This is a genomic window from Desulfomicrobium macestii (genome assembly GCF_014873765.1).
Lineage (GTDB): Bacteria > Desulfobacterota > Desulfovibrionia > Desulfovibrionales > Desulfomicrobiaceae > Desulfomicrobium > Desulfomicrobium macestii.
The window spans coordinates 141,735-167,675 of the sequence record NZ_JADBGG010000002.1; the positions used below are offsets into that span (position 1 = coordinate 141,735).

The window sequence follows — 25,941 nt, forward strand, 5'->3', positions numbered from 1 at the left end:
CCGCGTAAAGAGAGTTTTCAAGCCCCATCGTCGGGGGCACCAAAAAGAACGCCCAGCGGGAAGCCGCTGGGCGTTTGTCGTGTGCCTCCCGTGTTCGGGAAGCGAGGGCTTTCGGAGAAGCCAGCTCCGAAAACCCCACACAGTCCATGACGCGATAGTCGATTTTTTTTTAACATGGGCTGAAGAAAAAAGTAAATCAAAAAGGCTTTGTAAGACAGAAATCGCTTTTTTTGTAGGACGCGCGCGGTGCGTTTTTCCGGGTGGAAAATTTCTTTCGGGGGGGGCGCCTTGGCCTTCGTGCTCCGGCTTGGCCCGTCTTTTGATCTATTGCTTCCAGCAGGAGGTGAAGAATGCAGTTTTTTCCCGCATCCATGTCTGGTGGGGCACAGTCCTTTCGCGCTGGCGGCGCATTTGAAATGATGGAAAATCGGTCCGGTCAGGATTTTCATGATCTGTTTTCGGCGCATCTGAACCAGCCGGATACAGCCGTCGTAACTCCTCAAACCAGTCAGGCCGAGCCGCCTGCAAGTCACGAACAGGTTTTCGCTGACGATCATGTTCCTGCCGAAGATGGAAGGGATACGGATTATCGCGAGTCGTCCCCAATTGAAGAAGAGAGTGTCTCCGCAAGTCCGGACCCTGCCGACCATGAGGGAAACCGTGTGGAAGAAAGCGCAGGTGGCTCGGCAAAAGCTGCCGTGCAGGAGCCCCAAGCCTCAGGATCTGGGCAGGCGGATTCCGTATCCGCTGCCGAGAGCGCTGCCTTGGATAAAGAGACCGGCGCCACGAATGCGGACAATGCGGATGACTCCACCGCTGCCGCAGTGCAGGAGCTGCTCGACAGCTTGGCCGAGGAAGTCAGGGCGAGGGGCGCGGACAACGATGAATCCGTCATTTCCGAAAAAATCGCGGCCCTGCACGAACTTCTCCGTCAATTCCAAAAGAGCGATCCTTCGAACCGCAGCGAACTGGCCGTGACCCTGGGCGAGCAGATGAGAAGCCTGAAGGCGGAGCTGGCAGCGGACGGGAAACGGGGCGAAGGCACCGAAAATTTGGAGCGGAAGACACAGAGCGCTTCGTCTTCTGTGATGCAGAAGATCGACGCCCTTTTGGTCCGCTTGGAAGCGCATCGGACGGCGGGACATGAAGGCGTGAGCCCGGACAAGAGCCTGACAAAGAGCCTGGGCAAGGCCGATGCTTCCGTTGCCTCGAAAGCCGGCGTCATGGAGGGAGCGCAGGATGGACAGTCCCGCGTCGCGAGGTCTCGGATTTTGGCGGTGGAAGCTGCGAAGGCCGCGTCCGGCGAAGCCCTGGATCGCAAGCAGGGCGATGATCCCAAGTCCGAGATTCCGGTCGCGCTGAAGGACGGCAAGGGCCCTGAGATCGGAACTCGCCCGGTCCGCAGCGAGAAACAGTCTTCGGATGTTCAAGGTCAACCCGGAATTCGCGTCGCGGCGTCCGAGGGTTCCGCCGGGAAAAGCTCTGTGGTGCTTGATGCCACGGAAGAAGCTCTTTCGGCGCAGGACCGGCACGCAGAGTCCGTGGCCACCGACGCGGAGCGCAAGCATGCCGCCGCAAAGGATCAGGACGGCGCCGCCCGCAACGGGAGCGTCGTGACGCGCGGCGGCCTGCCGGCTGCCGCCGACAGACCCGTGGCGGCAAGGGAAAGCTCCGGGCAGACGGTAGCGCAGGACGCGGCCTCCCTGGCGCGTGAGGGCGAAGCCGCTTCCGCCGGAAGCGCTGCGGCCGCGGATTCCAAGGGGGAGAAAAAGCAGCCCGATGCCCGTCAGGGATTTTTCGGCACGCAGGACGGGGAAAAATCGTCCTCATCCACCTCCCGCGCCGCCCAGGTCTCCGGGAACACAAAGACAGCACCCGAATCCCAGACGCTGACCCCAGCCTCCGCACAGACTTCCCAGAGTCAGTTTCAGCAGAGGATGGAGGCTCCCGTCAGTGCTCGCAACGCCGAGGTATATCAGCAGGTTGAGAACGGAGCCTTCAGGAACCTGGGGCAGGGCGTGAAGCAACTGGTCATTCGTCTTGATCCGGCCGACCTGGGGCAGGTCAGTGTCATTTTGCAGGTGCGGGGCAAGGAAGTGCAGGCCGTGCTCAGATCCAGCAATCAGGAGACCTCTTTGGCCTTGAATGAGCAACTGGGGCAGCTACGCACGCAACTCGAAGCCCAGGGGCTCAAGGTCGGGAAACTTGAGGTGCAGACGCAACTGGCCGATTCTCAGAGCCAGTCGCAGTGGCAGGGCTCCGAGAATCACAACCGCTATCAGGAAAACCAGGAATTGGCCTCGTCGGCCAAGCGCTGGCGCACTCTGGAACGGGTGGCGGGCGGTATGGTCCGGGATGTGCAAAATAGCGGGCACAGGGAAAAACTTTCCCAAAGCGGCCTGGATATTTTTGCCTGAGAGGAGGCGGTCATGATCGATCAGATTTTGCAGCAGCAGGGCGGTTTTTACGGCGCGGACACGGCATCCAAGAACGATGTCCTGGGCAAGGACGCCTTTTTGAAGCTTCTGGTGACCCAGTTGCAGAATCAGGATCCGCTCAATCCTCTGGACGACAAGGAATTCATTGCCCAGCTGGCGCAGTTTTCGAGCCTTGAGCAGATGACGAATATTTCCGAGGGCATCACCTCCCTCACGGACAAGACCGCCCAGCAGGACATGCTCAGCGCAGTCAACTACATCGGCAAGGAAATCACGGCTTCGGGAGACGGAATCACCAAGAGCGGAAATTACGTGACTCCGGTCTACTTCACCCTGGCCGACGCCGCCGCGCAAGTCTACGCCAATGTTTACGATGAAAATAACAATATGGTGCGTACCGAGAAGTTCTCCTCCATGCAGGCCGGGGAGTTTGGATTCACTTGGGACGGTCTGGACTACAACGGGAATCCGGCCAACAGCGGCCAGTACAACGTATATTTTTCAGCGGAAAGCCCAACCGGGGCAACGGTTTTTGTCGACACGGAAGTCTCCGGCACCGTGACCGCACTGGAACAGGGCGACGGGGAGACATTCTTCCGCCTGAGCGACGGACGTAAGATCAGTTTCAGCGACATCAAGAAGGTCATCCAGCCGGTTGTGGCTGAAGAGTAAATTTTCTTCACAGCTCATTGCAGTGAATCAAGAAGGGGGTAGTTATGGGTTTGTCAGCATCTCTGTACTCCGGGACCAGCGGTCTCAAGGCTCATGGCGAGGATATGACCGTCATCGGCAACAACATCTCCAACGTCTCGACCATAGGATTCAAGGGCTCGCGCATGTATTTCGAGGATGCGCTGAGCCAGCAGATCACCACAGCTTCCGGCAGCGGCCAGGTGGGACGAGGTGTGGCCGTGGGTACGGTCATGGGCGATTTTTCCCAGGGCTCCCTGGAGAGCACCACAGAAGCCACGGATTTGGCTGTCGGCGGCAACGGATTTTTCATGGTTTCCCCCGCCGGGCAGGAAATCAATTACTACACGCGAGCCGGAAACTTTCGTTTTGACGAGGATGGCTATCTGGTCAATCCTCAAGGTTACCGTCTTCAGGGGTGGGAAGTACAGCAGACAAATGCGAGCGCCTCAACCACCGGAAACACGACAGCTCCGACGAAATCCGGAGTGCAGATTCAGGGCGTGCCTCAGGACGTGAAATTGGAAAATTTCCAGTCTCCACCCCAGGCAACGGCTCGGATTGATGTGATCGTCAACGTAGACTCTGCATCGGAGGATAAGTCAGCTTCCACCACTTCCCCGTTTACATCGTTATTCAACGCGTATGACGCGGGGGAAGCTTCACCACTGACCGAAGAAAGTTACGCATATCAGACTACAATAAAGGTTTATGATGAAAACGGCTCGTCCCACAATCTAACTGTGTATATGGATCCTGTTGGCGATGAGAATGTTGAGTCTGAAGCTGGAGGTAAGAAGTATTGGGAATATATTGTTACTGTTCCTCCTGGTGACGATAATCGCGAGTTCTGGGATGGTGTTGCTGATCCGAAAATGAAAGGTGTTTTGATGGCTGGTACTCTTACATTCAACGCGGCTGGCGAACTCGAGAATATGTCCGCGTTCACGATCAACGATACCACCTTGCCCCCTGATACACTGACTTCCTGGGAACCTGCCGATATCTCGCCGACTGGCTATCCACGGTGTACGGCCAATTTTTTGGGAACCTCGGATGGAAGTATTGTGGGGCCGCTTTCCAAAAATATCGAGATCAATTTTGGCTTGCGGAACAAGACGACAACATGGGACCCTGGGCCCGCCGGTCAGAATCCTGAAGCCTCAGACCTCGGTCTTGACAACTTGGCCGCGTTGGCAACCCTTGACCCAAGCGACTTGGCCCTTATTAACGGTTTTGATGTGACGGATAAAAGCGCTCTCTCATCCACCAACTACAGCACCGGTTCCACGACCATCTTTCAGGCCCAGGACGGATACACCGCAGGATTTTTGCAGAACATCTCAGTGGACCGAGATGGGGTCATCACTGGTAGGTATTCCAACGGGCAGGTTCTGCAACTCTTCGCCGTGACTCTGGCCACGTTCAACAACAACTATGCCCTGTACCGCGAGGGCGGGAACCTCTTTTCCGAGACGCGCTCCTCGGGGCCGCCCATCACCGGATTGGCGAACACCGGGGGCAAGGGTAGCATCGCCTCCAACTCCCTGGAGCAGTCCAACGTGGACTTGGCCACGGAGTTCGTGAAGATGATCACCACGGAAAAGGGCTTCCAGGCCAACTCCAAGACCATCACCACCGTCGATCAGATGCTGACCGTACTTATCCAGCTCAAGCGTTAGTCCGCTAAGCTTTCAGCACGAAAAAAACCCGTTTCGGCAATTCCGGAACGGGTTTTTTTTCGTGCTGACCAAACGGTTTAAAGGGCTTTGTCCAGAAAAAGTCCGACCATCTTTTCTATGGAAACGGCCAGGTCGAGCATCTCGTCGGCGGGGATCTTGCGGATCAGCTTTTGCGTTTCGGGGTCACGCACCTCCACCTGGACCGTGTCGGTTCGCTCATCGATGTGAAACTTCAGGTTCACACCCAGGGAGGACATGTAGGAATCGACCGCTTCGGTCAGGTTTTGCAGTTTCTGCGCGGAAATTTCTTCCGACTCGTCTGGCGTCGCTCCGAACTGCCGACCCTGAAGCCCGCCCGATACGGCACGCTCCGCGTCTTCGAAGTCGGATTTGAGCTGATTGGTTTGCTCGACGGGCGCCAGAAGTTCCTGGGGCTCGTAGGAGAGGGAGGTTATTTTCATGGCCGAGGCCTCCTCTTGATGGATGAGTTCATCAATATAATCGTCCAGCGGGAGGAAAACTTTAGCCGTGGGAGGCAATTTTGACCTCTTTGCCGGAGTTCTGTCTGGGGTATTGATCTAAAATGCTGGAAATAATAAATAAATTTTAAATGGCATCCTGTGTGCAATATTGCGTGCATACCAGCGTAAGGAGGATCTCACATGTCTTTGGTCATAAATCACAACTTGATGGCGATGAACTCCGCCAGGAACCTGTCCAATTCCTACAGCAGTTTAGCAACCTCGACCCGGCGCCTTTCCTCCGGATTGCGCGTGGGCACCGCCGCCGACGATGCGGCGGGCCTGGCCATCCGCGAGTTGATGCGCGCCGATATCGCGTCCCTCAATCAGGGCGTCCGCAACGCCAACGACGCCATCTCCATGATTCAGACGGCCGACGGCGCCCTCGGCGTTATCGATGAAAAGCTGATCCGCATGAAGGAACTGGCCACCCAGGCAGCCACCGGTACCTATGGATCGGATCAGCGTCTGATCATCGACTCGGAGTACCAGGCCATGGCCTCGGAAATTACCCGAATCGCCAATGCGACGGACTTCAACGGAATTTATCTGCTCAACGGCAATCTTTCATCATCGGAAACTAATGCTGCCGATTGGGGTGATGGTCACAAGGGCAGCGGCTTGCAGGCCCAAGGCGCCATGAAGATTCACTTCGGCACGGGCAACGATTCGGCGGAAGACTACTATTACATCGCCATCGGCAACTCCACCGCTTCGGCGCTTGGCGTCGGCAACCAGTCCGATCCGGCTGTTGGCGGCGGCTTCAGTATTTCCACCCAGCAGGGGGCGCAGCAGTCGCTCGACGCCATCAACGAAGCCATTGTCTCTAAGGACAATATCCGGGCCAGCCTTGGTGCCTTGCAGAACCGCCTGGAGAATACCATCACCAATCTGAGCATTCAGGCCGAGAACCTGCAGGCCGCCGAGTCGCGCATTTCCGACGTGGATGTGGCCCAGGAAATGACGGAATTCGTGCGCAACCAGATCCTGACCCAGTCCGCCGTGGCCATGTTGGCGCAGGCCAACCAGCTGCCGCAGATGGCCATGCAGCTCATGCAGGGTTAATCGGGTTTCCATCGGCAAAGGCAATGATCAAAGACAAAGCCGGGGCGTTTGGCCCCGGCTTGTTTTCTTGCAATGCCTTTTGCTGGTGATGGCGGGCTTATGCGCCTGGTTCGGAAAGATCAGGGAAGCGTTTCCGCAGGAGCAGCAGAGCCTGCTCGGCAGCGCCCTGCTCGGCCTTGCGCATGCTGCGCTCCTCCCATTCAACCTCGGTCTTGTCCGGCATGGTCACCACGACGGTGTACTGCTTGGCGTGTTCCGGGCCCTGGCTGTCGCGTAGCGCATACGAAGGCCTGGCCTTCCAGATGCGCTGGGTGGCTTCCTGCAGCAGGCTTTTGAAGTCGCGCGGTCGGAAGGTTTCAGGAGGCGCGGGCCACTGTCCCTCGAACAAAAAATTGACGCATGTGATCGCGGACTCCAGCCCCCCGTCAAGGTAGACGGCGCCGAGCACCGCTTCCAGGGCGTCGCTCAGCACGGAATTTTTTTCTCTCCCGCCCTGCACATCCTCACCGCGGCCAAGGAGCAGGCATGAGCCAAGACGAATCCTTCTGGCCGCCTGCGCGAGCGCTCCTTCGCTGACCAGCGCGGAGCGCATTTTGGTCAGATGGCCTTCCTGCACTTCCGGAAATTTGCGAAACAATTCCTGGGACACAGCCAGCTCAAGAACCGCATCACCAAGAAATTCGAGCCGTTCGTTATGCGGACAGCCGTGTTCATTGGCGTGGGAGCTGTGTGTGAGGGCTTGGATTAAAAGCTTGACTTGCTTGAATTCATAATGGATTTCATTCTGCAGCGATTGCAGTGCATCCGATGGAACTTCCAGTGACATTAAGGTTCTCCATGAGAGACGATTATCTTCACGCCCTTTTTTCTCCCCAAACCATCGCCGTTGTCGGTTCATTCGACAACGCAGGAGCCTCGGCCCGTGTCGTGCTTTCAAATCTTGAAGGCTGGGGGTATCAGGGGAGGATTGTTCCCGTCAATTGGACCTCCGGACAGGATCCCCGAACCCTTGACGATCTGAAAGGAATCGACCTCGCCGTGGTCTGCCTTGCTCCTGAATTTGTGCCTGAAGCGCTGGAATGGATCGCGGACATGGGCATCAAGGCGGTCATCATCATTTCCGCCGGATTCCGGGAGATCGGGGGGCAGGGCTATTATCTCGAAGAATCCATCATCCAGTTGGCCGAACGCCGGAACCTGACCCTGCTCGGGCCCAACTGTCTGGGCGTGGCTTCCTGGGCGGACCATCTGAACGCATCGCTCATTTCCCGGCTGCCCAGCCAGGGTAATATCGCCTTTTTTTCGCCATCCGGATCCATGTGCAACGCCATTCTGGATTGGGCCGCAAGCGAGGAGATCGGTTTCTCCAAATTCGCAAGCCTCGGCAACCGGGCGGTCATCGATGAAGCGTCCATGCTCCAATTTCTGGCCGAAGACCCCCAGACCAGCGTCATCATCGGGTATCTGGAAGGCATGAACAACGGCCGCCGCTTTGCGCGCATCAGCCAGACCATCACCCACGAGAAGCCGGTCATCATGCTGCAGGCCGGCATGACCGAGCACGGGCAGAAGGCAATTTCTTCCCATGTGGGTGCCCTGACCGGATCGGAGCGGGCCTACCAGACCGCCCTGAAGCAGGCGGGCATCATTCAGGTGGACAATCTCTCCACACTCTTCGATCTGGCGCGCATGTTCGGCACCCAGTCCCTGCCCAAGGGGCCGAATCTGGCCATCGTCACCAATTCCGGAGGAGCCGGGATTCTGGCCGCCGACGGAATGGCCGGGACCAGCCTCATCCTTCCGCGCCTCGGCCGCGATACGGCCGCCCGTCTGGCCGACGTTCTTCCCCGCCATGCACAGACCTCCAATCTTGTGGACATCGGCATGGAAGCCACCCCCGTTCAGTATGCACAGGCTTTGAACACGGTGCTGCACGACCGGCAGATCCAGATGGTCCTGCTGGTCATCGCTCCGGGGCTTGGCGTGGACCTGCCGGCCATCGTGCGCGAACTGGTCGCCTTGCCAAGGGCGGAAGGCAAGACCGTCGCGGTCTGCCTGATCGGCCAGGAAGGGGTGATGGAAGAGAAACGTTTTCTGCAGCGTCACGGCCTGCCCTGCTATTCCAACCCCAAGGCGGCGCTGGCCAGCTTCGAGGCCATGCTTCGCTATGCCGGGTGGAAGACCAAATCCTATCCGGTCGAGGTCTGTTACCGCCGGGACAAGGCCAAGGCCGAGCGTTTTCTGAAAGACTGCCTCGATGTCGGCAAGACCGAGCTGTTCGGCTTTGAAGTGCAGCCCCTGCTCATGGCTTATGAGCTTGGTTTCCCCCGCACGGAGCTTGCCCGGACCAGCAAGAGCGCGGTCAAGATCGCCAAGCGTCTGGCCTGTCCAGTGGCGCTGAAGATTGCATCCCCGCATATCGAGTACAAAAGCGATGTGGGCGGAGTCGAGGTCAATCTGCAGACTTCCGAAGAGGTTCGCCTGGGTTTCATGAAATTGACTTCGCGCGTGCAGCGCCTGCGCAGCGAAGCCTTTGTCTCGGGTTGTCTGGTCCAAGAAATGATTCTCGGCAAACCGGCGGAAGTTTGCATTCGGGTCCAGCGCGATCCGAAGTTCGGTCCGCTGATCCGCTTCGGGCTGTCGGGCAGCCAGGCGGACATTTTCCAGGAGTATTCGATGCGTCTTGCACCATTGTCCCTGGATGACGCCGCCGGAATGATGCGGGAACTCAAGGTCTTCTCCCTGCTCAAGCGGGAGCGTGGGCGCGAGGCGCTGGACTTGCGGGCTCTTGAGGATGTATTGTTGACATTGTCGCAGATGACTCTGGATTTTCCTGAAATTTACACCCTGGAATTCGATCCTGTTCTGGTCACGTCGAGGGGGGCCTGGGTGGCCGGGGCGCGAATGTCTCTTTTGCCTCAGTCTGAATAGTCGGGCCGTGATCGAAAAAATAATTTCGCAGTCCTGATCGGGAGGGAATATGGTAGGAATTTATGTAGGGGCGACGTCCGGTTATTCCGGGAAAAACATGATTGCCATGGGGATCGGGCTCAAGCTGCAAAAAGAGGGCTACCGGGTTGGTTACATGAAGCCGGTGGGTGCCTTGCCGCAGGAAAAGAACGGAGTGCTGGGCGATGCCGACGCGTTTTTCGTTCAGGACATCCTGGGGCTTTCCGAGAATCCCGCCCTGGTCACTCCCGTGGTCGTGGACCAGGATTTCAAGATGAAGGCCTTCACGGGCAAGTGCGAAGATCTGATGCCTCGCATCAAGACCGCCTACGAAGAGCTCGGCAAGGACAAGGATGTCATGATCGTGGCCGGTTCCGGCAGCATGTATTCGGGCAAGTACTGCGGTGTGGACGGGATCAGCGTGGTCAAGTCCCTCGGGATCAAGTCCATCATCATCGATCGCTACGTCAAAGAGCTCAATTACGACTACCTCATCGCCATGAAGGAACTGCTCGGAGAGCAGCTTCTGGGCGTACTTCTGAACGACATTCCCCCGGCTTTCAAGGAAGAGCTTGATTCGCTTCTGCATCCGTTCATGGAGAGCAAGGGTATCAAGATTCTGGGCAAGATCCCGTCCGATCCGCTCATGGGCGCCATCAAGGTCGCGGATCTGGCCGACCGTCTGGGCGGCAAGGTCATTACCGCCCAGGACAAGTCCGAGCGGGTGGTGGAGAATTTTCTGATCGGCACCATGCAGGTCGAAAATTTTATGACCCATTTCCGCAAGAGCAAGAAGTCCGCGATCATCGTCGGCGGAGACCGCTCCGATGTTCAGCTGGTCGCCCTGGAAGGGCAGTGCCAGTGCCTGGTGCTGACCGGCAATCTCTATCCCAACGACATCATCATGACCCGGGCCGAGGTTCTCGAAGTGCCCATCGTGGTCGTTCGCGACGACACCTTCACCGTGGCCAAGAAGATGGAAGCCATCCTGTCGCGGCACAAACTGCGTGACGTGATCAAGATCCAGCACGGCTCCCAGCTGGTTAGCTCCATCATTGATTTCCAGTACATGAAGGAAAGTCTTGGGATCTAAAAACTTCGGACCCCATGCAAAAAGGAAAAAGCCCCGTGAAATCGGGGCTTTTTTTTCGGGTGGCGCGTTCCGGTACTGGCCAGGCAAGGTCTGCCGGAACTCCCTCGCCGGCTTCGTAATGTTTCCCGGCCTTGAACTTTGGGCAGCGGGCAGGGCACTGTCCGTCACGCGGCCGGAAAACAAACGATGCCTGGCTCTGTCAGACAGCTGGCGACCCCTGCCCGGACCAACCGCCATACACCGCAGTGAATCCCGGATCAGGGTTGTTCTTCGATAGACGTGCAGGCGATCGGACCAATTCAAAGCCTCGCTCACTGCCGCGATGTCATTCCCGCGAAGGCGGGGATCCATTTCCTCCGAGTCGGCAGGGCATCGCTTCCGGGTGAAGAAGCCCCGACCCTTGCCTTTCAAACAGTTGTCAGATTTCCCGGATGGCCTGGGTCAGTTTCTTCTGGTCGTCCTTGAAGAGTTTGTAATTGATGGAATCTTCCAGCGCCTGGCGGCTGGCCTCGATGATGTTGTAGGATACGCCCACCGTGGTCCAGCGGCTCTTTTGATCCCCGGATTCGATGAGCACCCGCACCACGGCCGCTGTTCCGCCGTGCCCGTCTTCGCGGACCGATCCGGTCAGGACGCGAACCTTGAAGTCCAGGAGACGCATTTCGCCAAGGTTGGGGTAGAAGCGCTCCAGACCCTTGCGTAGCGCGCAGTCCATGGCGTTGACCGGACCCTTGCCCGTGGCCGCCGTGTGCTCGATCATGCCGCCGACGCGCAGCATGACCGTGGCCTCGGTGAAGGGTTCCATCCCCTCGGTGAAGACCGAGTCCATGATGCGAAAGCTGATCAGCCTGAAATAGTTGCGGGCCCGTCCCAGCACGCGGTTGACCAGGAGTTCGTAGGATGCTTCGGCGGCCGAATATTCGTAGCCTTGGTCCTCGCGGTTCTTGAGTTCGGTCAGCAGCTCAAGGACAAACGGGTCGCCCTTGTCCAGTTCGAATCCATACTGCTTGGCCTTGAAAAGGATGTTGGACTGCCCGGCCAGGTCCGAGAGCAGAATACGTTGCTTGTTGCCGACCAGTTCGGGTTCGATGTGTTCGTAGGTGCGCGGGTTGCGGCGTACGGCGGCGACATGCACCCCGCCCTTGTGCGTAAAGGCCGACTGCCCCGTGTACGGCTGGCGCTTGAAGCAGCGCAGGTTGGCCACTTCGGCCACAAAGGCCGAGGTGTCGGTCAGGCGCTCCAGATGCCCCTCGGGCAGGCAGGAATATCCCATCTTGAGTTCCAGGTTGGCGATGATGGAACAGAGGTTGGCGTTGCCGCAACGCTCCCCGTAGCCGTTCATGGTGCCCTGGACCTGAACGGCCCCGTGCCGGACGGCCGCCAGGGAATTGGCCACGGCCAGCTCACAGTCGTTATGGGCGTGGATGCCCAAGCGCGCTTCGGGCAGGCGTGTGCGCACCGCGTCCATGATGGCGGCGACCTCCTCCGGCAGGGTGCCGCCGTTGGTGTCGCAGAGCACCAGGAGATCCGCGCCGGAATCCAGCGCCGTGCCAAGGCAGGAGATGGCGTAGTCGGCGTTCTTCTTGTACCCGTCGAAGAAATGCTCGGCATCGTAGAAAAGCTCTTTGGCGTGGGGGCGCAGGAAGGCCAGGGAGTCCCGGATGAGTTCGAGATTGCGCTCCAGGGTGATTTTCAGGGCGTCGGTGACGTGGATGTCCCAGGTCTTGCCGAAGATGGTCATCACCGAAGCGCCGGAATCGATGAGCGCGAGCAGATTGGCGTCGTTCTCCGCCGAGACCTTGGCTGCATGGGTTGAGCCGAACGCCGCCAGCCTGGCCGTGCTGAGCTGGTACTGCTGCATCTCCGCGAAAAAGCGTTTGTCCTTGGGGTTGGAGCCGGGCCATCCGCCTTCGATGTAGGCCACCCCAAGCTGGTCGAGCTTGGTGGCGATGCGCAGCTTGTCCTCTGTCGAAAGATTGAGTTCCTCGGACTGGGTGCCGTCACGCAGGGTGGTGTCGTAGATTTGAATGGTGTTCATTGAATTCCTGGCGGTGTCCGCCGGCCGTGTGGCCTGGTGTTCATGGTTGCATGCCCGACGGGCCTGGTTTGTCATTTTTCGCATGAAAAAAAGCCCCCGGACCTTGCGGTCGGGGGCTTTGCTCTTTTGTGGATATCCGCTTGTGCAGACGCGTCACTCCCCCGACCGTGATCCTGGAATCACGGAAATGAGAATAATAATGGAAATGGGGGTAGCGATGTTTTTCATGTTTGTTTCCTGTCTGCGTAGATGAACAATGGAGAATCGATTGTCAAGCTGATCTTTGTCTCCCCGGGGTCACGACAAGAACGCCAGCAGGTTGACGGCGGGCTTTTTTAGGGCCTGTGCATGGTGTCCAGGACGATTTTTGCCGCGCGCGCTGTGGCCCCTCCGTTGCCGAGCAGGGAGGGCAGAGTGCCGAGCTGGTCAAGAACGCGGGCCCGGGACGGTGTATTCTCGATCCATTGCGCCACGGCGGCGGCCAGGGCCGCGGGGTTGGCATCGTGCTGCAGGAAATCCGGGAAGACGGGTTCGCCCAGGATGAGGTTCGGCAGGGAGATGAAAGGCACCTTCACCAGCATGCGCCCCAAAAGATAGGTAAGGGGGGAAAATCTGTAGGCCACGGCCGTGGGCACTTCGAGCAGGGCCGTTTCCAGTGTCGCAGTGCCCGACGCGGCCATGATGGCCCGGCAGGAGCGCATGAGTTCGTAACGGGAGGAGCTTTCGACCAGGGTGACCGGAGTTTTTGAGACCCAGCAGCTGGTGATCAGTTCCCGGTCCATGCCAGGAGCTACGGGCAGCACGAATTCCAGATCGGGATAGCGGACGGCCAGCAGGGCGGCGGCGCGGGAGAAAATGGGCAGCAGGGACGTGATTTCGCGTTTGCGGCTGCCGGGAAGGATGCCGATGCGGTTGTCGTGGCGATGGACATTCATGATCCGGGGCGTTCTGATGGAGTCTAGCAGGGGGTGGCCGACATAGTCGATGGACAAGCCGTGGCGGGCGTAGAATTCGACTTCAAACGGGAGAATGGAGATCAGGCGATCGACGTGGCGGCGCAGGAACGCAACCCGCCCCTCCCGCCAGGCCCAGAGCTTGGGGCTGATGTAATATACGACGGGAATGCCCAGACGCTGCGCGATTCGGGCCACACGGAAGTGAAAATCCGGGGCGTCGATGACCACCACCACATCCGGACGGGATGTTGCCAGCTGGCTTTCAAGGGTACGCAAGAGGCCCATGATTCTGGGGAGTTGTGCCAGGACTTCGGTGAAGCCCATGACCGACAGGGCCTCTGTGCACAGCATGGCCTCGACCCCTTCTTCACGCATGGCCGGTCCGGCCATGCCCAGGAATCTGGCATCCGGGCACTGGTCACGCAGGGCCTGAACCAGAAGCTGGCCATGCAAATCGCCGGAAGTTTCTCCGGCATTTATCCAGATGGTGGGCGTGTGCGTCATGGGATGGCAATAGTTCTTTGGCGTCAAAATAACAAGAAGCCCGAACCCTTGCCCTGTCCGGACCTTTGGAATAGGTGAGGCCATGCGTGAAAATACGGTCATCTTCCTGCACAAATTTTTCTGGGCGTTCTATGTGCTTGCCCTCATCGTCGGTTCCCTGATCCCGGTGAATATGTCCAGCGCACCGGAACAGAGCGACAAGGTTGTTCATTTCCTGGCCTATGCCCTGATGGCTTCTTTTTGGCCCTCGTCCTGGAGACGCTCCTGGCTGACGGCGTTCTGTCTTGCCGGCGGACTTGGATTGCTGCTCGAGTTTGCACAGGGGGCGTTGCCCACGGGGCGTTTTTTCGATCCGTGGGACGCCGTGGCCAACGCCATGGGAGCCGGGGTTGGCGTCGGCGCGGTTTTAGTGTGGTCCCGATCAACGAGGCGAAATTTGTTTGAACGCATGAGGCGCAGGGCATGAGCGCGGCTGAATTGTGGGCGCAGATTCTGTGGCCTCTGTGCAAACTGATTGGCCTTGTTTCCGTGGGACTCTTTGTCGGCAACCTGATCGAGGCCATGCACTGGACCCGTTTCATGGCGCGTCTGGCCAATCCCTTGACCCGTATCGGGCGCATGTGCGAAATTTCCGCCGCCAGTTTTTCCGTGGCCTTTGTTTCCGGCGTCACGGCCAACACCATGCTGGCCGAAGCGTACGACCAGGGCCGACTGTCCCGCCGTGAACTCATCCTCACCAATCTCTTCAACAGCTTGCCGACCTATTTCTTGCACCTGCCGAGCATGATCTTTATCACCGTGCCCATCCTCAAATCCGCAGCTGTGGTCTATCTTGGCATCACAGTGGGGGCGGCGTTGCTGCGCACGGTTCTGATTCTTTTCATTGGCCGGATTCTGCTGACCGGGCTTGACCGCTGCCATGCCATGGACATGCCCGCCCAGGAAAAGCTCGTGGCGCGGCAGGTCTTGCAGAAGACCTGGAGTCGTTTCAGGCGACGCATCAAAAAGATCGTGATGATTACCGCGCCCATTTATGTCGGTGTTCATTTCATGAACAAGCTTGGCATGTTTGCGGTCGTCGAGCATTTTCTGGCCGAGCACATGAGTGCCATGTCCTGGCTGCATCCCAAGGCCATGGGCATCATTGTCTTTCAGCTGGCCGCCGAGTTTTCGGCCGGCATGGCCGCCGCCGGCGCTCTGCTCGACGCCGGGTCCATGTCCGTGCGCGACGTGGTCATCGCGCTCATTGTCGGGAACGTCCTGTCTTCACCCATGCGGGCCTTCCGGCATCAGTTTCCCTACTACGCAGGCATTTTCAGGCCGAAACTGGCCTTGGAACTCATCGTTTGCAGCCAGGGTTTTCGCGTGGCCAGCCTGATTTTCTGCGGAGCCGTGTATTATTGGATGAGTTGAGGGGGGCGTTTCGTGAAGTCGGACCGGGGGGGGAATATATAAAAACCTGGAAAACACGGCTGATTTTGCGATACGCGGCCCGCTGGCGGCATGGCCTTGAGCCCCGCCGGAACTCCCTCACCGGCCTCGTAGAGTTGAATCGTTGCGTGCAGGACAGAAAATCCAGTCGGTACATTCGGCAACGATTCAACAAACGATGCCTGGCTCGGTCAGACAGCCGACGCGTCTCAAGGCCATGCCGCCAGCGGACCTTGAGACCTGTTGGAACGTTCTCGCTGGCCTCGGAGGGATGAAGCGTTGGGTGCAGGGCAAAATATAAAAATTTAAAAAACACGGCTGATTTTGCGATACGCGGCCCGCTGGCGACATGGCCTTGAGCCCCGCCGGAACTCCCTTACCGGCCTCGTAGAGTTGAATCGTTGCGTGCAGGACAACAAATCCAGTCGGTACATTCGGCAACGATTCAACAAACGATGCCTGGCTCGGTCAGACAGCCGACGCGTCTCAAGGCCATGTCGCCAGCGGACCTTGAGACTTGCAGGAACGTTATCGCTGGTTTCGGAGGGATGAAGCGCTGGGTGCAGGGCGGAGAATTCAGCCACTACATCCGGCGGTGATCCGAGACGCGATGGATGACCGGCAAAATGAGAGCCAAAAAAAACCCGGAATTTCCGGGTTTTTTTTGATTTGAATTAACGACGGCGTGGTCCACCGCGATCTCCGCCTCGGTCTCCGCCGCGCGGGCGGTCGTTACGCGGGCGGTCGGAGCGGGGCTGAACCGGTTCGGGTTCTTCACCCAGTTCTTCCAGGATGATGGCCTTGCGGCTGAGCTTGATGCGCCCGGAAGGCTCGATGTCGATGACCCGGACGCGGATGGCGTCGCCTTCCTGAACCACATCCGTCACCACGTTGACCCGGTCGCGGGCAAGCTGGGAGATGTGGCACAGGCCCTCAAGTCCGGGCAGGATTTCGATGAACGCGCCGAAGTCCATGATCTTCTTGACGATTCCGTCGTAGTCCTTGTTCAGCTCGGCCTTCTGGTCGTAGTAGAGGACCATTTCCCGGGCCTTGGCCAGGGAGGTCGAATCCGGAGCGAAGATGGAGATCTTGCCCGAATCGTCGATATCGATGTCGGCGCTCGTGGCTTCGCAGATGGCCTTGATGTTCTTGCCGCCGGGTCCGATGACTTCGCGGATCTTGTCCTGGGAGATGTGCACGATGTCCATCTGCGGAGCAAACTTGGACAGCTCGCCTCTGGGCGCCGCGATGAGCGCTTCCATCTGGTCGAGGATGTGCACGCGTGCGTCCTTGGCCTGGTGCAGGGCTTTCTGCATGACTTCGGCCGGGATGCCCGCGATCTTGATGTCCATCTGGATGGAGGTCACGCCGTCACGGGAGCCCGCGACCTTGAAGTCCATGTCGCCGAGGTGGTCTTCGTCACCGAGAATGTCGGTCAGGACCAGGTACTCGTCGCCTTCCTTGATGAGACCCATGGCGATGCCCGCAATGGGAGTCTTGATGGGCACGCCAGCGTCCATGAGCGCAAGGGTGCCGCCGCAGACGGAAGCCATGGAGGACGAGCCGTTCGATTCCATGATGTCGGAGACAACGCGGATGGTGAACGGGAACGCGTCCGGCGCGGGCAGGACGGGATTCAGGGCCCGTTCGGACAGGGCGCCATGGCCGATTTCGCGGCGTCCGGGAGCACGCAGCATGCGCGCTTCACCCACGCTGTACGGCGGGAAATTGTAGTGCATGAGGAAGCGTCTGGACGTGTCGCCGGCCAGGGTCTCTATGCGCTGCTCGTCGCGGGTGCTGCCAAGGGTGCATGTGCACAGGGCCTTGGTCTCGCCGCGCGTGAAGATGGCCGAGCCGTGGGTGCGGGGCAGAAAACCCACTTCCATGATCAGGGGGCGGACCGTGGTCAGGTCGCGGCCGTCGATGCGGATCTTGTCCTTCATGATGCGCTGGCGGACGATCTTCTTTTCCAGCTTTTCCATGATCTCGCCGACACCCCTGACGCGTTCGGGTGTTTCGGCAAATCTGGCTGCCAGGGCTTCCATCAGATTCTGCTTGACCTTCTTCTTGGCATCGCGGCGATCCATCTTGCCGGGCACTGCCAGGGCTTCGGTCAGGGGCGTGGTGGCGAGTTCGGCCACGACGGCAATCAGTTCCGCGTCCTCGGCCGGGGGAGTGACCGTGAACTTTTCTCTGCCAAGTTCCTTGCGCAGCTCTTCCTGAACATCAAGCAGGGGGCCGAGCTGGGCATGTCCCCAGGCCACGGCTTCGGTCATGATGTCCTCGGACAGGAACTGGGCCCCGCCTTCGACCATGACCACCGCGTCGCGCGAACCGGCCAGGATCATGTTCAACTGGCTTGTGGCGAGCTCGGATGCCGTGGGGTTCAAGAGGAACTGTCCGTCGCGGTAGCCGACGCGGATGGCCGCGATGGGTCCGGCAAAGGGGATCTCGGAGATGTGCAGGGCCGTGGAAGCGCCGAGCATGGCCAGGATGTCGGCGGAGCGCTCCTTGTCCGAGGAGATGACCGTGGCGATGACCTGGATCTCGTTGGTGCAGCCCTTGGGGAAGAGCGGACGGATGGGACGGTCCATGAGCCGGGAGGTCAGGGTCTCGTGTTCGCTGGGGCGGCCCACTTCGCGGCGGAAGTAGTTGCCGGGAACGCGGCCTGCGGAATAGAGCATTTCCTGATAGTTGCAGGTCAGGGGAAGAAAATCCACGACCCGGTCCAGGGCCTGATGGGTGGCCGTGACCAGAACGACGGTGTCGCCCCACTGCACGGTCACGGCGCCGCTGGCCTGGAGCGCGAGCTTGCCGTGTTCGATGATGATTTCACTGTCGCCCATAGGGATGGTGCGTCTGGTGGTCTGAAAAGCTGCCATGATTTGCCTCGTGATGGTTTGGGCACTCCCTGTCGAGGGCAGCGGGCGGCGGGTTTGGTGTTTAGTGCATGGTTCAACCGGGGTTGGGCCATGCACTAAACACAAAACCGCAGGCATGTGATGCTGCCGGGAGCGCGGTTCAAAAAAAGGGCAGGCGGGACCATTGGTCCCGCCTTAAAGCTGTCTACTTGCGCAGACCGAGTTTCGCGATCAGATCGCGGTAACGCTGAATGTCTTTGTTCTTCAGGTAATTCAGAAGCTGTCTGCGTTTGCCGACGAGCTTCAGCAGACCTGTGCGGGAATGGAAGTCCTTCTTGTGACCTTTGAAGTGGTCAGTGAGGTACGTAATCCGTTCGGTCAACAGGGCTACCTGTACTTCAGGAGACCCGGTATCAGTTTCGGTTTTGCCATATTCCTTTACAACTTCAGCCTTGCGTTCAGGGGTTAAGACCACAGCCATATCCTCCGGTTATCATGTTTCTTCCACCTGACCATATCCACTTTGCGAACCAGAGTTTTCAGGCTTGCCAAAGCCCGCGCAGGATGGCCCATGACAGGACTCCCGCGCGCATGCCCGCTTCCATCAGGGCCAGGGGGGCCCTTTCGGCGGAGAGCATGAGAGCCCGGTCCCCTTCCTGGGCCGGATAATCGGGAAAAAGGCTCGTCGGCAGCCATGCCCCATTCTGCACGAGCGCGGCCTGTTCGTGACTGAGCACGAGCTTGGGCCAGTGGGGCAGGGCCTGGGTCATGGGCAGGACAAGCTCATGGAGCTGATCCTTGCTTTCCAGCACTTTTTCCAGATCATGTGCCTGGGCGAGGGTGAACGGGTGGCTTGCCTCCCGCTCCAGTTCGCTGAGCACCGCTCCGCACCCAAGTCGCATCCCCAGGCTGTGGGCCAGGGAGCGGATGTAGGTTCCCGCGGAACAGGTGACTCGAAAATCAAGACTCGGCAGCTCCATGGAGAGCAGCTGCGAATCGAAAATTGTTACATCCTTGACCTTGACCGGAACTTCCTGGCCGGCCCTGTGCAAGGCATACAGGGGCTTGCCCTGGTGCTTGGCCGCCGATACCGGGGGCACTTCCTGGCTGATGGTTCCCTTCCAGCCGAGCACCTCGGCCCGCACTGCATCGGGGTCCAGGTGCTCCCATGGCGCTTCGGCGAGAACCTTGCCTTGCGTATCGTAGCTGTCCGTGGTCTGTCCGAGGATCAGGCGCCCCCGGTAGGTCTTGCGGCCATCGACCAGATAGCCGGCCAGCTTGGTGCCCTGTCCGAGCAGGACCACCAGAACTCCCGTGGCCATGGGGTCGAGGGTACCGGCGTGCCCGATTTTTTTCTGCCCCAGGCGGCGCTTGATCTGATTCAGGCAATCCGCCGAAGTGGGACCTCCCGGTTTATGCAAAACCAGCACCCCGTCAAGTTGTTTCAGTGACGGTGCGCTCATGACTTGCCCAGCTCCTCGGTCACGGCCTGGATCATGGTCGCCTTGGCCTGCTCCATGTCCATGAGCAGGGTCCCGCCGGCGGCGTTGCGATGCCCGCCTCCGCCAAAGCGGAAGGCCACGGTTTGCACGTTGGTGCTGCTTTTGGAACGCAGCGAAAATTTGATGCCCTGTTCTTCCTCGCGCAGGCTGATGGCCACCTGTACCCCGTTTACGTAGAGGACGGTGTTGACCAGTCCTTCGGTATCCTCGGGGCCTGTTCCAGTCTGCTCGAAGAGTTCACGCGTAAAGCAGATGAGGCTGATCTGCCCGTCCGCGTACAGGCGGGCCTGTTGCAGGACAGTGCCGCGCATCTGAAGCTGGCTGAGCTTTCCGGTGGATTGCTTCTGTTCGTGGAAAGGTCCGGGCAAAAGGCCCAGGCGCAGGATTTCTGCGGCCATCTCCAGGGTTTCGGGTCGGGTGTTGTTGAAACAGAAGTCCCCGGTGTCGGAAATGAGCGCCAAATAGACATATTCGCCCAGCAGGCCCACCAGCGGGACTCCCAGCTTTCGGGCCAGCATGCCGACCATTTCGCCCACCGATGACGCACGCTGTTCGACCCAATTCAGGGTGCCGAACATGGGATTGCCCAGGTGATGGTCGATGTTGAACACTTTCTTGGTCTTGAGCCACGGCGCGATGAGTTCTCCGGCCCGTTCGGCGCTGCCGCAGTCCAGAACTATGAGGTTGTCCGGCTCTTCCTCGGGCAAACGGGTCAGGATCTCGCGTTTGGGCGTGAGCCATTCAAAGCGACGGGGGATGCCGGACTCGTTGAAGAGGACCACCTTCTTGCCCAGGGCGTCGAGAAGTTCTCCCATGGCCAGCATGGAGCCCAGGGCGTCGCCGTCCGGGGAAACGTGCGCGAGGACAAGAAAATTGTCCGCGTCCCGCAGTTGCTCAGCTATCTGTTTCAGGAGGGGCATCGTACACCATGTCTTCGAGGAAGGTGTCCCACTTGAATCGCAGGTCCGGGATGCCGCGCAGGTTGAGCTCCTTGCTCAGCCGCGAACGCAGAAAACCCTTGGCATGGTAGAGCGCCTTGGTGATCTCGGGCTCTGCCGCGCGTCCGCGCAAGTGGGTGTAGAGGACCTCGGCAATGCTGAAATCCCGGTTCAGGCGCACTCCGGTGATGGTTACAAGGGCAAGGGTCGGGTCCTCGACCTCCTGAATCAGGAGCGAGGCCAGGACCTGCATGATCTGATCGCCCATCTGTATGGCGCGTCTCGAATTGCTTCTTTGCATAAAAAATCAGGCTCCAAATACGTCCATGTCGGCATGGACAAGCTCGTCGGCGGTGGAAGCTTCCACCATGGCCAGTACTTTGGACAGTCGGCTGTGTACGTGCGCCGTATCGTTGGAGACCGTGACCACCCCGAGAACCAGGACCTGATGGGAATCCTGTGATTCGGTTTCGGCCACGGCAACATTGAAGGTGTTGCGCAGCTTCTGCTTCAGGCTGTTGGCGCTTTTTCGCTTTTCCTTCAAGGAAAAAACGCCGTGCAGGCGGAATTCCAGGCGCAGGGTGCCGATGATCATGGCCGTGTACCGTTCGTAAATCCAACGTGCTGAAAAAAATGAACGGCATGGATTCCCGTCTGAGCAGGGATGACGCACCGGCCGTTCGCGTCACTTCCGTGTCATTCCCGCGCAGGCGGGAATCCATGCCTTTTGTTTCCGCTTTCTTGAGGACCGCAGCCGGTCCTCAAGGGGCGCCCGGCCCTAGATGGTCCGGGCTTCCTCGACCAGTTCAAAGGCTTCGATGATATCTCCGGACTTGATATCATTGAAGTTCTCCAGGCCCGCACCGCAGTCGTAGCCCTTGGTCACTTCCTTGGCGTCATCCTTGAATCGCTTCAGGGAGCTGAGCTTGCCGGTGTAGATGACCACACCGTCGCGCAGCAGACGGACGTTGGCGTTGCGCTTGAGCTTGCCGTCACTGACCATGCAGCCTGCGATATTGCCGATCTTTGGCACGCTGAATACCTGCTGCACGTCGGCCTGGCCGAGGTACACTTCCTTGATGTCGGGAGAGAGCATGCCGGACATGGCCGCCTTGATGTCATCCACGAGCTTGTAGATGATGTCGTAGAAGCGGATGTCGACCTTTTCCTGCTCCGCCACTTCCTTGATCTTGGCCGTGGGACGGATGTTGAACCCGATGATGAGGGCGTTGGAGGCCGATGCCAGCAGAATGTCGGATTCAGTGATGGCCCCGGCGCCGCCATGGATGAGGGCGATCTTGATCTCGTCCGTGGACAGCTTGCGCAAGGCCTCGGAGATTGCTTCAAGGGAGCCCTGCACGTCGGCTTTCAAGAGCAGGTTCAGGTTCTGGGCCTCTTCGCCGGCCTTGGTGGCCAGGAAGCTTTCGAGGGTGACCTTGGATTCCTTGGCCAGTTCCTTGTCGCGATGCTTGACGCGGCGTTCTTCGGCGATCTTGCGGGCAACCTTCTCGTCCTTGACGATGACGAACTCGTCGCCTGCTTCGGGGATGCCTTCAAAACCCTGGATCTCCGTCGGGATGGCCGGTCCGGCGGTCTTGATCTGTCGGCCCTGGTCATCGAACATGGCGCGGACCTTGCCACTGATCAGGCCGCACACGAAGGCGTCGCCCTGGGTGATCTGGCCTTCCTGGATGAGAACCGTGCCCACGGGGCCGCGGCCCTTGTCCAGCTTGGCTTCGACCACGTGGCCGCGGCCGGGCTTGTCCGGGTTGGCCTTGAGGTCGAGCACTTCGGCCTGCAGCAGGATAAGTTCGAGCAATTCGTCCAGGCCTTCGCGCTTCTTGGCGGAGACGTGGGCGAAGATGGTATCGCCGCCCCAGTCCTCGGGCATGAGTCCAAGATCGGACAGTTCGCGCTTGACGCGGTCGGGGTCGGCCCCTTCCTTGTCCATCTTGTTCACGGCCACGACGATGGGCACGCCCGCCGCCTTGGAGTGGCTGACGGCTTCCTTGGTCTGCTCCATGACGCCGTCATCGGCGGCCACGACCAGGACGACGATGTCCGTGACCTTGGCGCCACGGGCGCGCATGGTGGTGAACGCCTCATGGCCGGGGGTGTCCAGGAAGACGATCTCGCCGCGTGACGTGGCCACGTGGTAGGCGCCGATGTGCTGGGTGATGCCGCCGGCTTCGCCCGATGCCACGCTGGTGGAGCGGATGGCGTCCAGGAGCGAGGTCTTGCCGTGGTCGACGTGGCCCATGATGGTCACGACAGGGGGACGGGGCTTCAAGTCCTCGGCCTTGTCGGCCTCCTTGGGCAGCAGGAAGTCGTCTTCGGAGAATCCGGCCCTTTCCACTTCATATTTGAATTCGGCAGCCAGGAGCAGGGCCGTGTCGAAATCCAGGGACTGGTTGATGGTGGCCATCACACCCAGGGAAAAGAGCTTTTTGATCAGGTCCTGGGCCTTGATGCCCATCTGATGGGCCAGGTCGGTCAGCCTGATGGTGTCGTCGATGCGAATCTTGCGCTTGGACGCCTTGAGCGGCTGCGTGTTCTGTGCCTGGGCCCGGGCTCCACCGGCTCTGCGAGCCTCGGCACGCTGGGCCTTCTTGCCCTTGCCCATGGAGAATTCTTCCTTGCGGTACAGATCGGCTGCCTCCACCGTGCGGCGACCCTTCTTTTTCTTGCCGCGGCTGTCCTTGGTACCCTCGGTTTCAGGGGCGGGACGTGGCGGAGCTCCGAGGTTGGCCGGTCCGGAGGGACGCGGAGCGCTCGGGCGCTGACCACCGGGGCCGCCGGGGCCACCTGGGCCGGAAGGACGTCCGCCCGGTCCGGAGGGACGCGGGGTATAGCCTGCCGGACCCATGGGGCGCGCTGCCGGTCCCATGGGACGAACCGGCTGGCCGTCCACGCGGGTGTCGGGAAATTCGACGATGGTGGGCCGGGAGATGATCTTGACCTGAACGGACGGAGGAGCGGGCTTGGCTTTTTTGGTCTTCTTGCGGGCGCGCTTGGCTTCCTCGGACTCGCCTTCGGTTTCCGCGGTTGTCTCGTCTCCGGCTTCACCGGGAGTCTCGGCAGGTGCCTGAACGGTCTTTTCGGCGGTTGCGGCATCGGCATCGGCCGATTCAGCGGCCACCGGCTCGGCAGGGACCTCTTCGACGGAAACCGGAGCTTCGGCGATCGGAGCCTCGGCCACAGGCGTCTCTTCCTTCGCGGATTCCTCGGGCGCGGCCTTGGCGCTGGAGACTTCCTCGATGATGCGCGCCGGGGTGACGATGACCGCCCTCGAAGGCTTGCGCGCCGTGGACTTCTCGGTCGCCTCGGCCGTTTCAGTCACAGTCTTGGCTGGCGCTTCTGCCGGGGTCTCGGCGGGAGTTCCGTCCTTGGGCTGTGCTTCGCCGTCCGTTTCCGGGGTTTCGGCCTCGGCGGCAGAGACCTTGTGCCGCTTGCGCACGATGACGCCAGAGGTGGCGCGCGTGTCCACGACCTGGGGCGCGGCGGCCCGGTTCTGGTGGTGATTGCGGACCTGTCCGACTTCTTCGTCGGTCAGGCTGCTCATATGGCTCTTGGCCGGGATTTTGAGTTCCCGCAATAACGTCATCAAATCCTTGCTGGAGATATCAAGCTCCGTGGCAAGGTCTCTCACCCGCAATCTAGTGGACATGCCCAACCCCCTTACATTTCTTCTGCCAGCCCTTGAATCGCTCGAATTTGTTCCGGCACGCCGCATCGCGGCAAAGATAAAAACCCCGTCCCGGTGTTTTTCCGGTGCTGTCAGCGGTCAGAGTGAGCTCTCCGTGAACAGGGCAGGTAAATCTATATAGTTCTTCTTTGGAAAAGCGCTGCCTGCAAATCACGCACATGCGTATAGGCCCTTGCGCGCAGGCGGTCTTGTCGTCCGCTGGGATCATCTATGCTTCGTCTCCGTCCGCGTAATCAGCATCTTCCCCTTCGACCGCGCCTTTTGTTTCCGATTCCTCGGATTCTTCCGGGGTTTCTTCCCGGTTCTGGCTGATGAGGAGGTTCAATGCTCCGCGCAGGGCGCCGATGTTTTCTTCACTGATGCCCTGGATGTCGAGCAATTGCTCGTTGGTGCAGGCGGCCATGGCTTCAAGGGAATCGAAGCCGGCTTCGGTGAAGTCCGCAACGGAGACCTGGGCCGCGCTAGCCAGCTGTTCCAGCAGGTGGCGGTTCTTGTGCACCTTGTTGAAGCGGCTGTTGGTGAAAATGTCGATCTTCCAACCCAGAAGCTTGGCCGCGAGCTTGACGTTCTGGCCCTTCTTGCCGATGGCCGGGGTCAGCTGATCCTCGGGTACCACGACTTCCAGGGATTTTTCCTCGTCGTCGATGGCGATCTTGGAGATGCGTGCCGGGGACAGGGCGTTGGCCGCGTAGGTGGCGATGTCCGGGCTCCAGAGCACGATGTCGATGCGCTCGCCGCGCAGTTCCTGCACGATGCTGTGGATGCGCGAGCCGCGGATGCCGACGCAGGCGCCGACCGGGTCGACGTTGGAATCCTGGGACAGGACGGTGACCTTGGCGCGCAGGCCCGGGTCACGGGCCACGCCCATGATGTTCACGGTGCCGTCGGCCACTTCGGGCACTTCACGGCGGAAAAGGGCGGTCATGTACTCGGGATCGGAACGGGTGATGATGATCTGCGGCCCGCGTCCTTCCTTGCGTACGTCGATGATGAGTCCCTCGACCCGGTCGCCCTGACGGAAGCGTTCACGCGGGATCTGCTTGTCCTTGGGCAGGAGGGCCTCGGTCCGGCCGAGGTTGATGATCCAGCCGGAACGGTCACGACGCTGGATGATGCCGCTGACGATCTCGCCTTTGCGGTTCTTGTATTCCTCGAAGATGATTTCCTGTTCGGCGTCGCGCATGCGCTGGATGATGACCTGCTTGGCGCTCTGGGCGGCGATGCGGCCAAGATCCTCGACCTGCAGGCGAAATCCGATGGCGTCGTCAAGCTCGACGTTGGGGTCGTGCTTGACTGCTTCGACCATGAGAATCTCCGTGTCGGGATCCTCGACCTCTTCGACCACGATTTTGAACTGGTAGACTTCGATCTCGCCGGTCTCTTCATTGAAGGTGACCTCGATATCCATCTTGTCACCGTATTTTTTGGTCACGGAGGCCCGAATGGCTTCTTCCAGTGTGTCGATCAGCATTTCACGGTCGATGCCCTTGTCCTTGCTGATCTGGTCGATGGCTTTTTTGAGTTCCAAATTCATGAACGTCCTCCGTTCTCCGTGCGGAAACAACCC

The 25,941-nt window shown here is 59.6% G+C and carries 22 protein-coding genes; 8 read left to right on the top strand and 14 right to left on the bottom strand.

What is annotated here, in order from left to right; all coding sequences use genetic code 11:
• Positions 1 to 17: 17 nt before the first annotated feature.
• Positions 18 to 557 (bottom strand): hypothetical protein, encoded by a 540-nt coding sequence (locus H4684_RS01940; RefSeq protein ID WP_192622646.1) that lies wholly within the window; start codon positions 555 to 557, stop codon positions 18 to 20.
• 105 nt (positions 558 to 662) lie between these two features.
• Between H4684_RS01940 and H4684_RS21085 the strand changes: the two genes are divergently transcribed.
• From H4684_RS21085 to H4684_RS01955, 3 genes are read left to right on the top strand one after another with little or no spacing between them, the layout of a single operon-like run.
• A complete protein-coding gene (locus H4684_RS21085; RefSeq protein WP_192622647.1) occupies positions 663 to 2,417 on the top strand; it encodes a flagellar hook-length control protein FliK in 1,755 nt (584 codons plus the stop codon).
• A gap of 12 nt (positions 2,418 to 2,429) precedes the next feature.
• Positions 2,430 to 3,110, top strand: a complete 681-nt coding sequence (locus H4684_RS01950; RefSeq protein ID WP_092189152.1) for a flagellar hook assembly protein FlgD — start codon at positions 2,430 to 2,432, stop codon at positions 3,108 to 3,110.
• Between the two features lie 44 nt (positions 3,111 to 3,154).
• A complete protein-coding gene (locus H4684_RS01955; protein ID WP_192622648.1) occupies positions 3,155 to 4,810 on the top strand; it encodes a flagellar hook protein FlgE in 1,656 nt (551 codons plus the stop codon).
• A 77-nt stretch (positions 4,811 to 4,887) separates the two neighbouring features.
• Here the strand turns inward: H4684_RS01955 and H4684_RS01960 are convergent, their stop codons facing one another.
• Positions 4,888 to 5,271 (bottom strand): flagellar protein FlaG, encoded by a 384-nt coding sequence (locus tag H4684_RS01960; RefSeq protein ID WP_192622649.1) that lies wholly within the window; start codon positions 5,269 to 5,271, stop codon positions 4,888 to 4,890.
• A 201-nt stretch (positions 5,272 to 5,472) separates the two neighbouring features.
• Between H4684_RS01960 and H4684_RS01965 the strand changes: the two genes are divergently transcribed.
• Positions 5,473 to 6,396: a flagellin N-terminal helical domain-containing protein gene (locus tag H4684_RS01965; RefSeq protein ID WP_192622650.1), complete on the top strand. Its 924-nt coding sequence runs from the start codon at positions 5,473 to 5,475 to the stop codon at positions 6,394 to 6,396.
• A gap of 97 nt (positions 6,397 to 6,493) precedes the next feature.
• Here the strand turns inward: H4684_RS01965 and rnc are convergent, their stop codons facing one another.
• Positions 6,494 to 7,222, bottom strand: a complete 729-nt coding sequence (gene rnc / locus H4684_RS01970; protein WP_092189144.1) for a ribonuclease III — start codon at positions 7,220 to 7,222, stop codon at positions 6,494 to 6,496.
• An 11-nt stretch (positions 7,223 to 7,233) separates the two neighbouring features.
• Here rnc and H4684_RS01975 point away from each other — a divergent pair, with 11 nt between their 5' ends.
• Together H4684_RS01975 and H4684_RS01980 are read left to right on the top strand one after the other, a co-directional pair.
• Positions 7,234 to 9,327: an acetate--CoA ligase family protein gene (locus H4684_RS01975; protein WP_192622651.1), complete on the top strand. Its 2,094-nt coding sequence runs from the start codon at positions 7,234 to 7,236 to the stop codon at positions 9,325 to 9,327.
• Positions 9,328 to 9,376: 49 nt separating this feature from the next.
• The gene (locus tag H4684_RS01980; protein ID WP_092189140.1) at positions 9,377 to 10,438 is read left to right on the top strand and encodes a phosphotransacetylase family protein; all 1,062 of its coding nucleotides are present in this window, start codon (positions 9,377 to 9,379) and stop codon (positions 10,436 to 10,438) included.
• Between the two features lie 418 nt (positions 10,439 to 10,856).
• Here the strand turns inward: H4684_RS01980 and cimA are convergent, their stop codons facing one another.
• Together cimA and lpxB are read right to left on the bottom strand one after the other, a co-directional pair.
• The gene (cimA, locus tag H4684_RS01985) at positions 10,857 to 12,476 is read right to left on the bottom strand and encodes a citramalate synthase (RefSeq protein ID WP_192622652.1); all 1,620 of its coding nucleotides are present in this window, start codon (positions 12,474 to 12,476) and stop codon (positions 10,857 to 10,859) included.
• Positions 12,477 to 12,811: 335 nt separating this feature from the next.
• Positions 12,812 to 13,936 carry a lipid-A-disaccharide synthase gene (lpxB, locus tag H4684_RS01990; RefSeq protein ID WP_192622653.1) on the bottom strand — a complete coding sequence of 375 codons (1,125 nt, stop codon included), beginning with the start codon at positions 13,934 to 13,936 and terminating at the stop codon, positions 12,812 to 12,814.
• Between the two features lie 82 nt (positions 13,937 to 14,018).
• Here lpxB and H4684_RS01995 point away from each other — a divergent pair, with 82 nt between their 5' ends.
• Both H4684_RS01995 and H4684_RS02000 read left to right on the top strand, forming a co-directional pair.
• Complete coding sequence (locus H4684_RS01995; RefSeq protein WP_192622654.1) at positions 14,019 to 14,402, top strand: VanZ family protein; 384 nt, start codon at positions 14,019 to 14,021, stop codon at positions 14,400 to 14,402.
• On the top strand, positions 14,399 to 15,349 hold the full coding sequence (locus H4684_RS02000; RefSeq protein WP_192622655.1) for a hypothetical protein: 951 nt from the start codon (positions 14,399 to 14,401) through the stop codon (positions 15,347 to 15,349). The genes H4684_RS01995 and H4684_RS02000 overlap by 4 nt, the downstream gene beginning before the upstream one ends.
• Positions 15,350 to 16,041: 692 nt before the next feature.
• Here the strand turns inward: H4684_RS02000 and pnp are convergent.
• From pnp to nusA, 9 genes are all read right to left on the bottom strand, one after another.
• Positions 16,042 to 18,249 (bottom strand): polyribonucleotide nucleotidyltransferase, encoded by a 2,208-nt coding sequence (gene pnp / locus H4684_RS02005; protein ID WP_192622656.1) that lies wholly within the window; start codon positions 18,247 to 18,249, stop codon positions 16,042 to 16,044.
• A gap of 184 nt (positions 18,250 to 18,433) precedes the next feature.
• Positions 18,434 to 18,703, bottom strand: a complete 270-nt coding sequence (gene rpsO / locus H4684_RS02010) for a 30S ribosomal protein S15 (protein WP_092189546.1) — start codon at positions 18,701 to 18,703, stop codon at positions 18,434 to 18,436.
• A gap of 64 nt (positions 18,704 to 18,767) precedes the next feature.
• The gene (gene truB, locus H4684_RS02015) at positions 18,768 to 19,691 is read right to left on the bottom strand and encodes a tRNA pseudouridine(55) synthase TruB (protein ID WP_192622657.1); all 924 of its coding nucleotides are present in this window, start codon (positions 19,689 to 19,691) and stop codon (positions 18,768 to 18,770) included.
• Positions 19,688 to 20,650 carry a DHH family phosphoesterase gene (locus tag H4684_RS02020; protein WP_092189126.1) on the bottom strand — a complete coding sequence of 321 codons (963 nt, stop codon included), beginning with the start codon at positions 20,648 to 20,650 and terminating at the stop codon, positions 19,688 to 19,690. The genes truB and H4684_RS02020 overlap by 4 nt, the downstream gene beginning before the upstream one ends.
• Positions 20,625 to 20,969, bottom strand: a complete 345-nt coding sequence (gene rbfA, locus H4684_RS02025; protein ID WP_092189544.1) for a 30S ribosome-binding factor RbfA — start codon at positions 20,967 to 20,969, stop codon at positions 20,625 to 20,627. The genes H4684_RS02020 and rbfA overlap by 26 nt, the downstream gene beginning before the upstream one ends.
• Before the next feature lie 6 nt (positions 20,970 to 20,975).
• A complete protein-coding gene (locus H4684_RS02030) occupies positions 20,976 to 21,263 on the bottom strand; it encodes a DUF503 domain-containing protein (RefSeq protein ID WP_092189542.1) in 288 nt (95 codons plus the stop codon).
• Positions 21,264 to 21,446: 183 nt separating this feature from the next.
• On the bottom strand, positions 21,447 to 24,335 hold the full coding sequence (gene infB, locus H4684_RS02035; RefSeq protein ID WP_192622658.1) for a translation initiation factor IF-2: 2,889 nt from the start codon (positions 24,333 to 24,335) through the stop codon (positions 21,447 to 21,449).
• Entirely contained in the window at positions 24,325 to 24,582 is a 258-nt protein-coding gene (locus tag H4684_RS02040; RefSeq protein ID WP_167364124.1) for a YlxR family protein, read from the bottom strand. The genes infB and H4684_RS02040 overlap by 11 nt, the downstream gene beginning before the upstream one ends.
• On the bottom strand, positions 24,583 to 25,908 hold the full coding sequence (nusA, locus tag H4684_RS02045) for a transcription termination factor NusA (protein WP_092189122.1): 1,326 nt from the start codon (positions 25,906 to 25,908) through the stop codon (positions 24,583 to 24,585). It lies immediately after the preceding gene.
• Between the last annotated feature and the right edge of the window lie 33 nt (positions 25,909 to 25,941).

What these genes read in the sequence shown, in the direction of transcription:
- truB (WP_192622657.1), bottom strand. Translation starts at nt 19,691, where the DNA reads ATGAGCGCACCGTCACTGAAACAACTTGACGGGGTGCTGGTTTTGCAT.
- rnc (WP_092189144.1), bottom strand. Translation starts at nt 7,222, where the DNA reads ATGTCACTGGAAGTTCCATCGGATGCACTGCAATCGCTGCAGAATGAA.
- nusA (WP_092189122.1), bottom strand. Translation starts at nt 25,908, where the DNA reads ATGAATTTGGAACTCAAAAAAGCCATCGACCAGATCAGCAAGGACAAG.
- H4684_RS01980 (WP_092189140.1), top strand. Translation starts at nt 9,377, where the DNA reads ATGGTAGGAATTTATGTAGGGGCGACGTCCGGTTATTCCGGGAAAAAC.
- H4684_RS01955 (WP_192622648.1), top strand. Translation starts at nt 3,155, where the DNA reads ATGGGTTTGTCAGCATCTCTGTACTCCGGGACCAGCGGTCTCAAGGCT.
- H4684_RS02030 (WP_092189542.1), bottom strand. Translation starts at nt 21,263, where the DNA reads ATGATCATCGGCACCCTGCGCCTGGAATTCCGCCTGCACGGCGTTTTT.
- H4684_RS01995 (WP_192622654.1), top strand. Translation starts at nt 14,019, where the DNA reads ATGCGTGAAAATACGGTCATCTTCCTGCACAAATTTTTCTGGGCGTTC.
- H4684_RS02020 (WP_092189126.1), bottom strand. Translation starts at nt 20,650, where the DNA reads ATGCCCCTCCTGAAACAGATAGCTGAGCAACTGCGGGACGCGGACAAT.
- H4684_RS01960 (WP_192622649.1), bottom strand. Translation starts at nt 5,271, where the DNA reads ATGAAAATAACCTCCCTCTCCTACGAGCCCCAGGAACTTCTGGCGCCC.
- rbfA (WP_092189544.1), bottom strand. Translation starts at nt 20,969, where the DNA reads ATGCAAAGAAGCAATTCGAGACGCGCCATACAGATGGGCGATCAGATC.
- infB (WP_192622658.1), bottom strand. Translation starts at nt 24,335, where the DNA reads ATGTCCACTAGATTGCGGGTGAGAGACCTTGCCACGGAGCTTGATATC.
- pnp (WP_192622656.1), bottom strand. Translation starts at nt 18,249, where the DNA reads ATGGCAGCTTTTCAGACCACCAGACGCACCATCCCTATGGGCGACAGT.
- lpxB (WP_192622653.1), bottom strand. Translation starts at nt 13,936, where the DNA reads ATGACGCACACGCCCACCATCTGGATAAATGCCGGAGAAACTTCCGGC.
- H4684_RS01975 (WP_192622651.1), top strand. Translation starts at nt 7,234, where the DNA reads ATGAGAGACGATTATCTTCACGCCCTTTTTTCTCCCCAAACCATCGCC.
- H4684_RS02000 (WP_192622655.1), top strand. Translation starts at nt 14,399, where the DNA reads ATGAGCGCGGCTGAATTGTGGGCGCAGATTCTGTGGCCTCTGTGCAAA.
- cimA (WP_192622652.1), bottom strand. Translation starts at nt 12,476, where the DNA reads ATGAACACCATTCAAATCTACGACACCACCCTGCGTGACGGCACCCAG.
- H4684_RS01950 (WP_092189152.1), top strand. Translation starts at nt 2,430, where the DNA reads ATGATCGATCAGATTTTGCAGCAGCAGGGCGGTTTTTACGGCGCGGAC.
- H4684_RS01940 (WP_192622646.1), bottom strand. Translation starts at nt 557, where the DNA reads ATGATCGTCAGCGAAAACCTGTTCGTGACTTGCAGGCGGCTCGGCCTG.
- H4684_RS01965 (WP_192622650.1), top strand. Translation starts at nt 5,473, where the DNA reads ATGTCTTTGGTCATAAATCACAACTTGATGGCGATGAACTCCGCCAGG.
- H4684_RS02040 (WP_167364124.1), bottom strand. Translation starts at nt 24,582, where the DNA reads ATGATCCCAGCGGACGACAAGACCGCCTGCGCGCAAGGGCCTATACGC.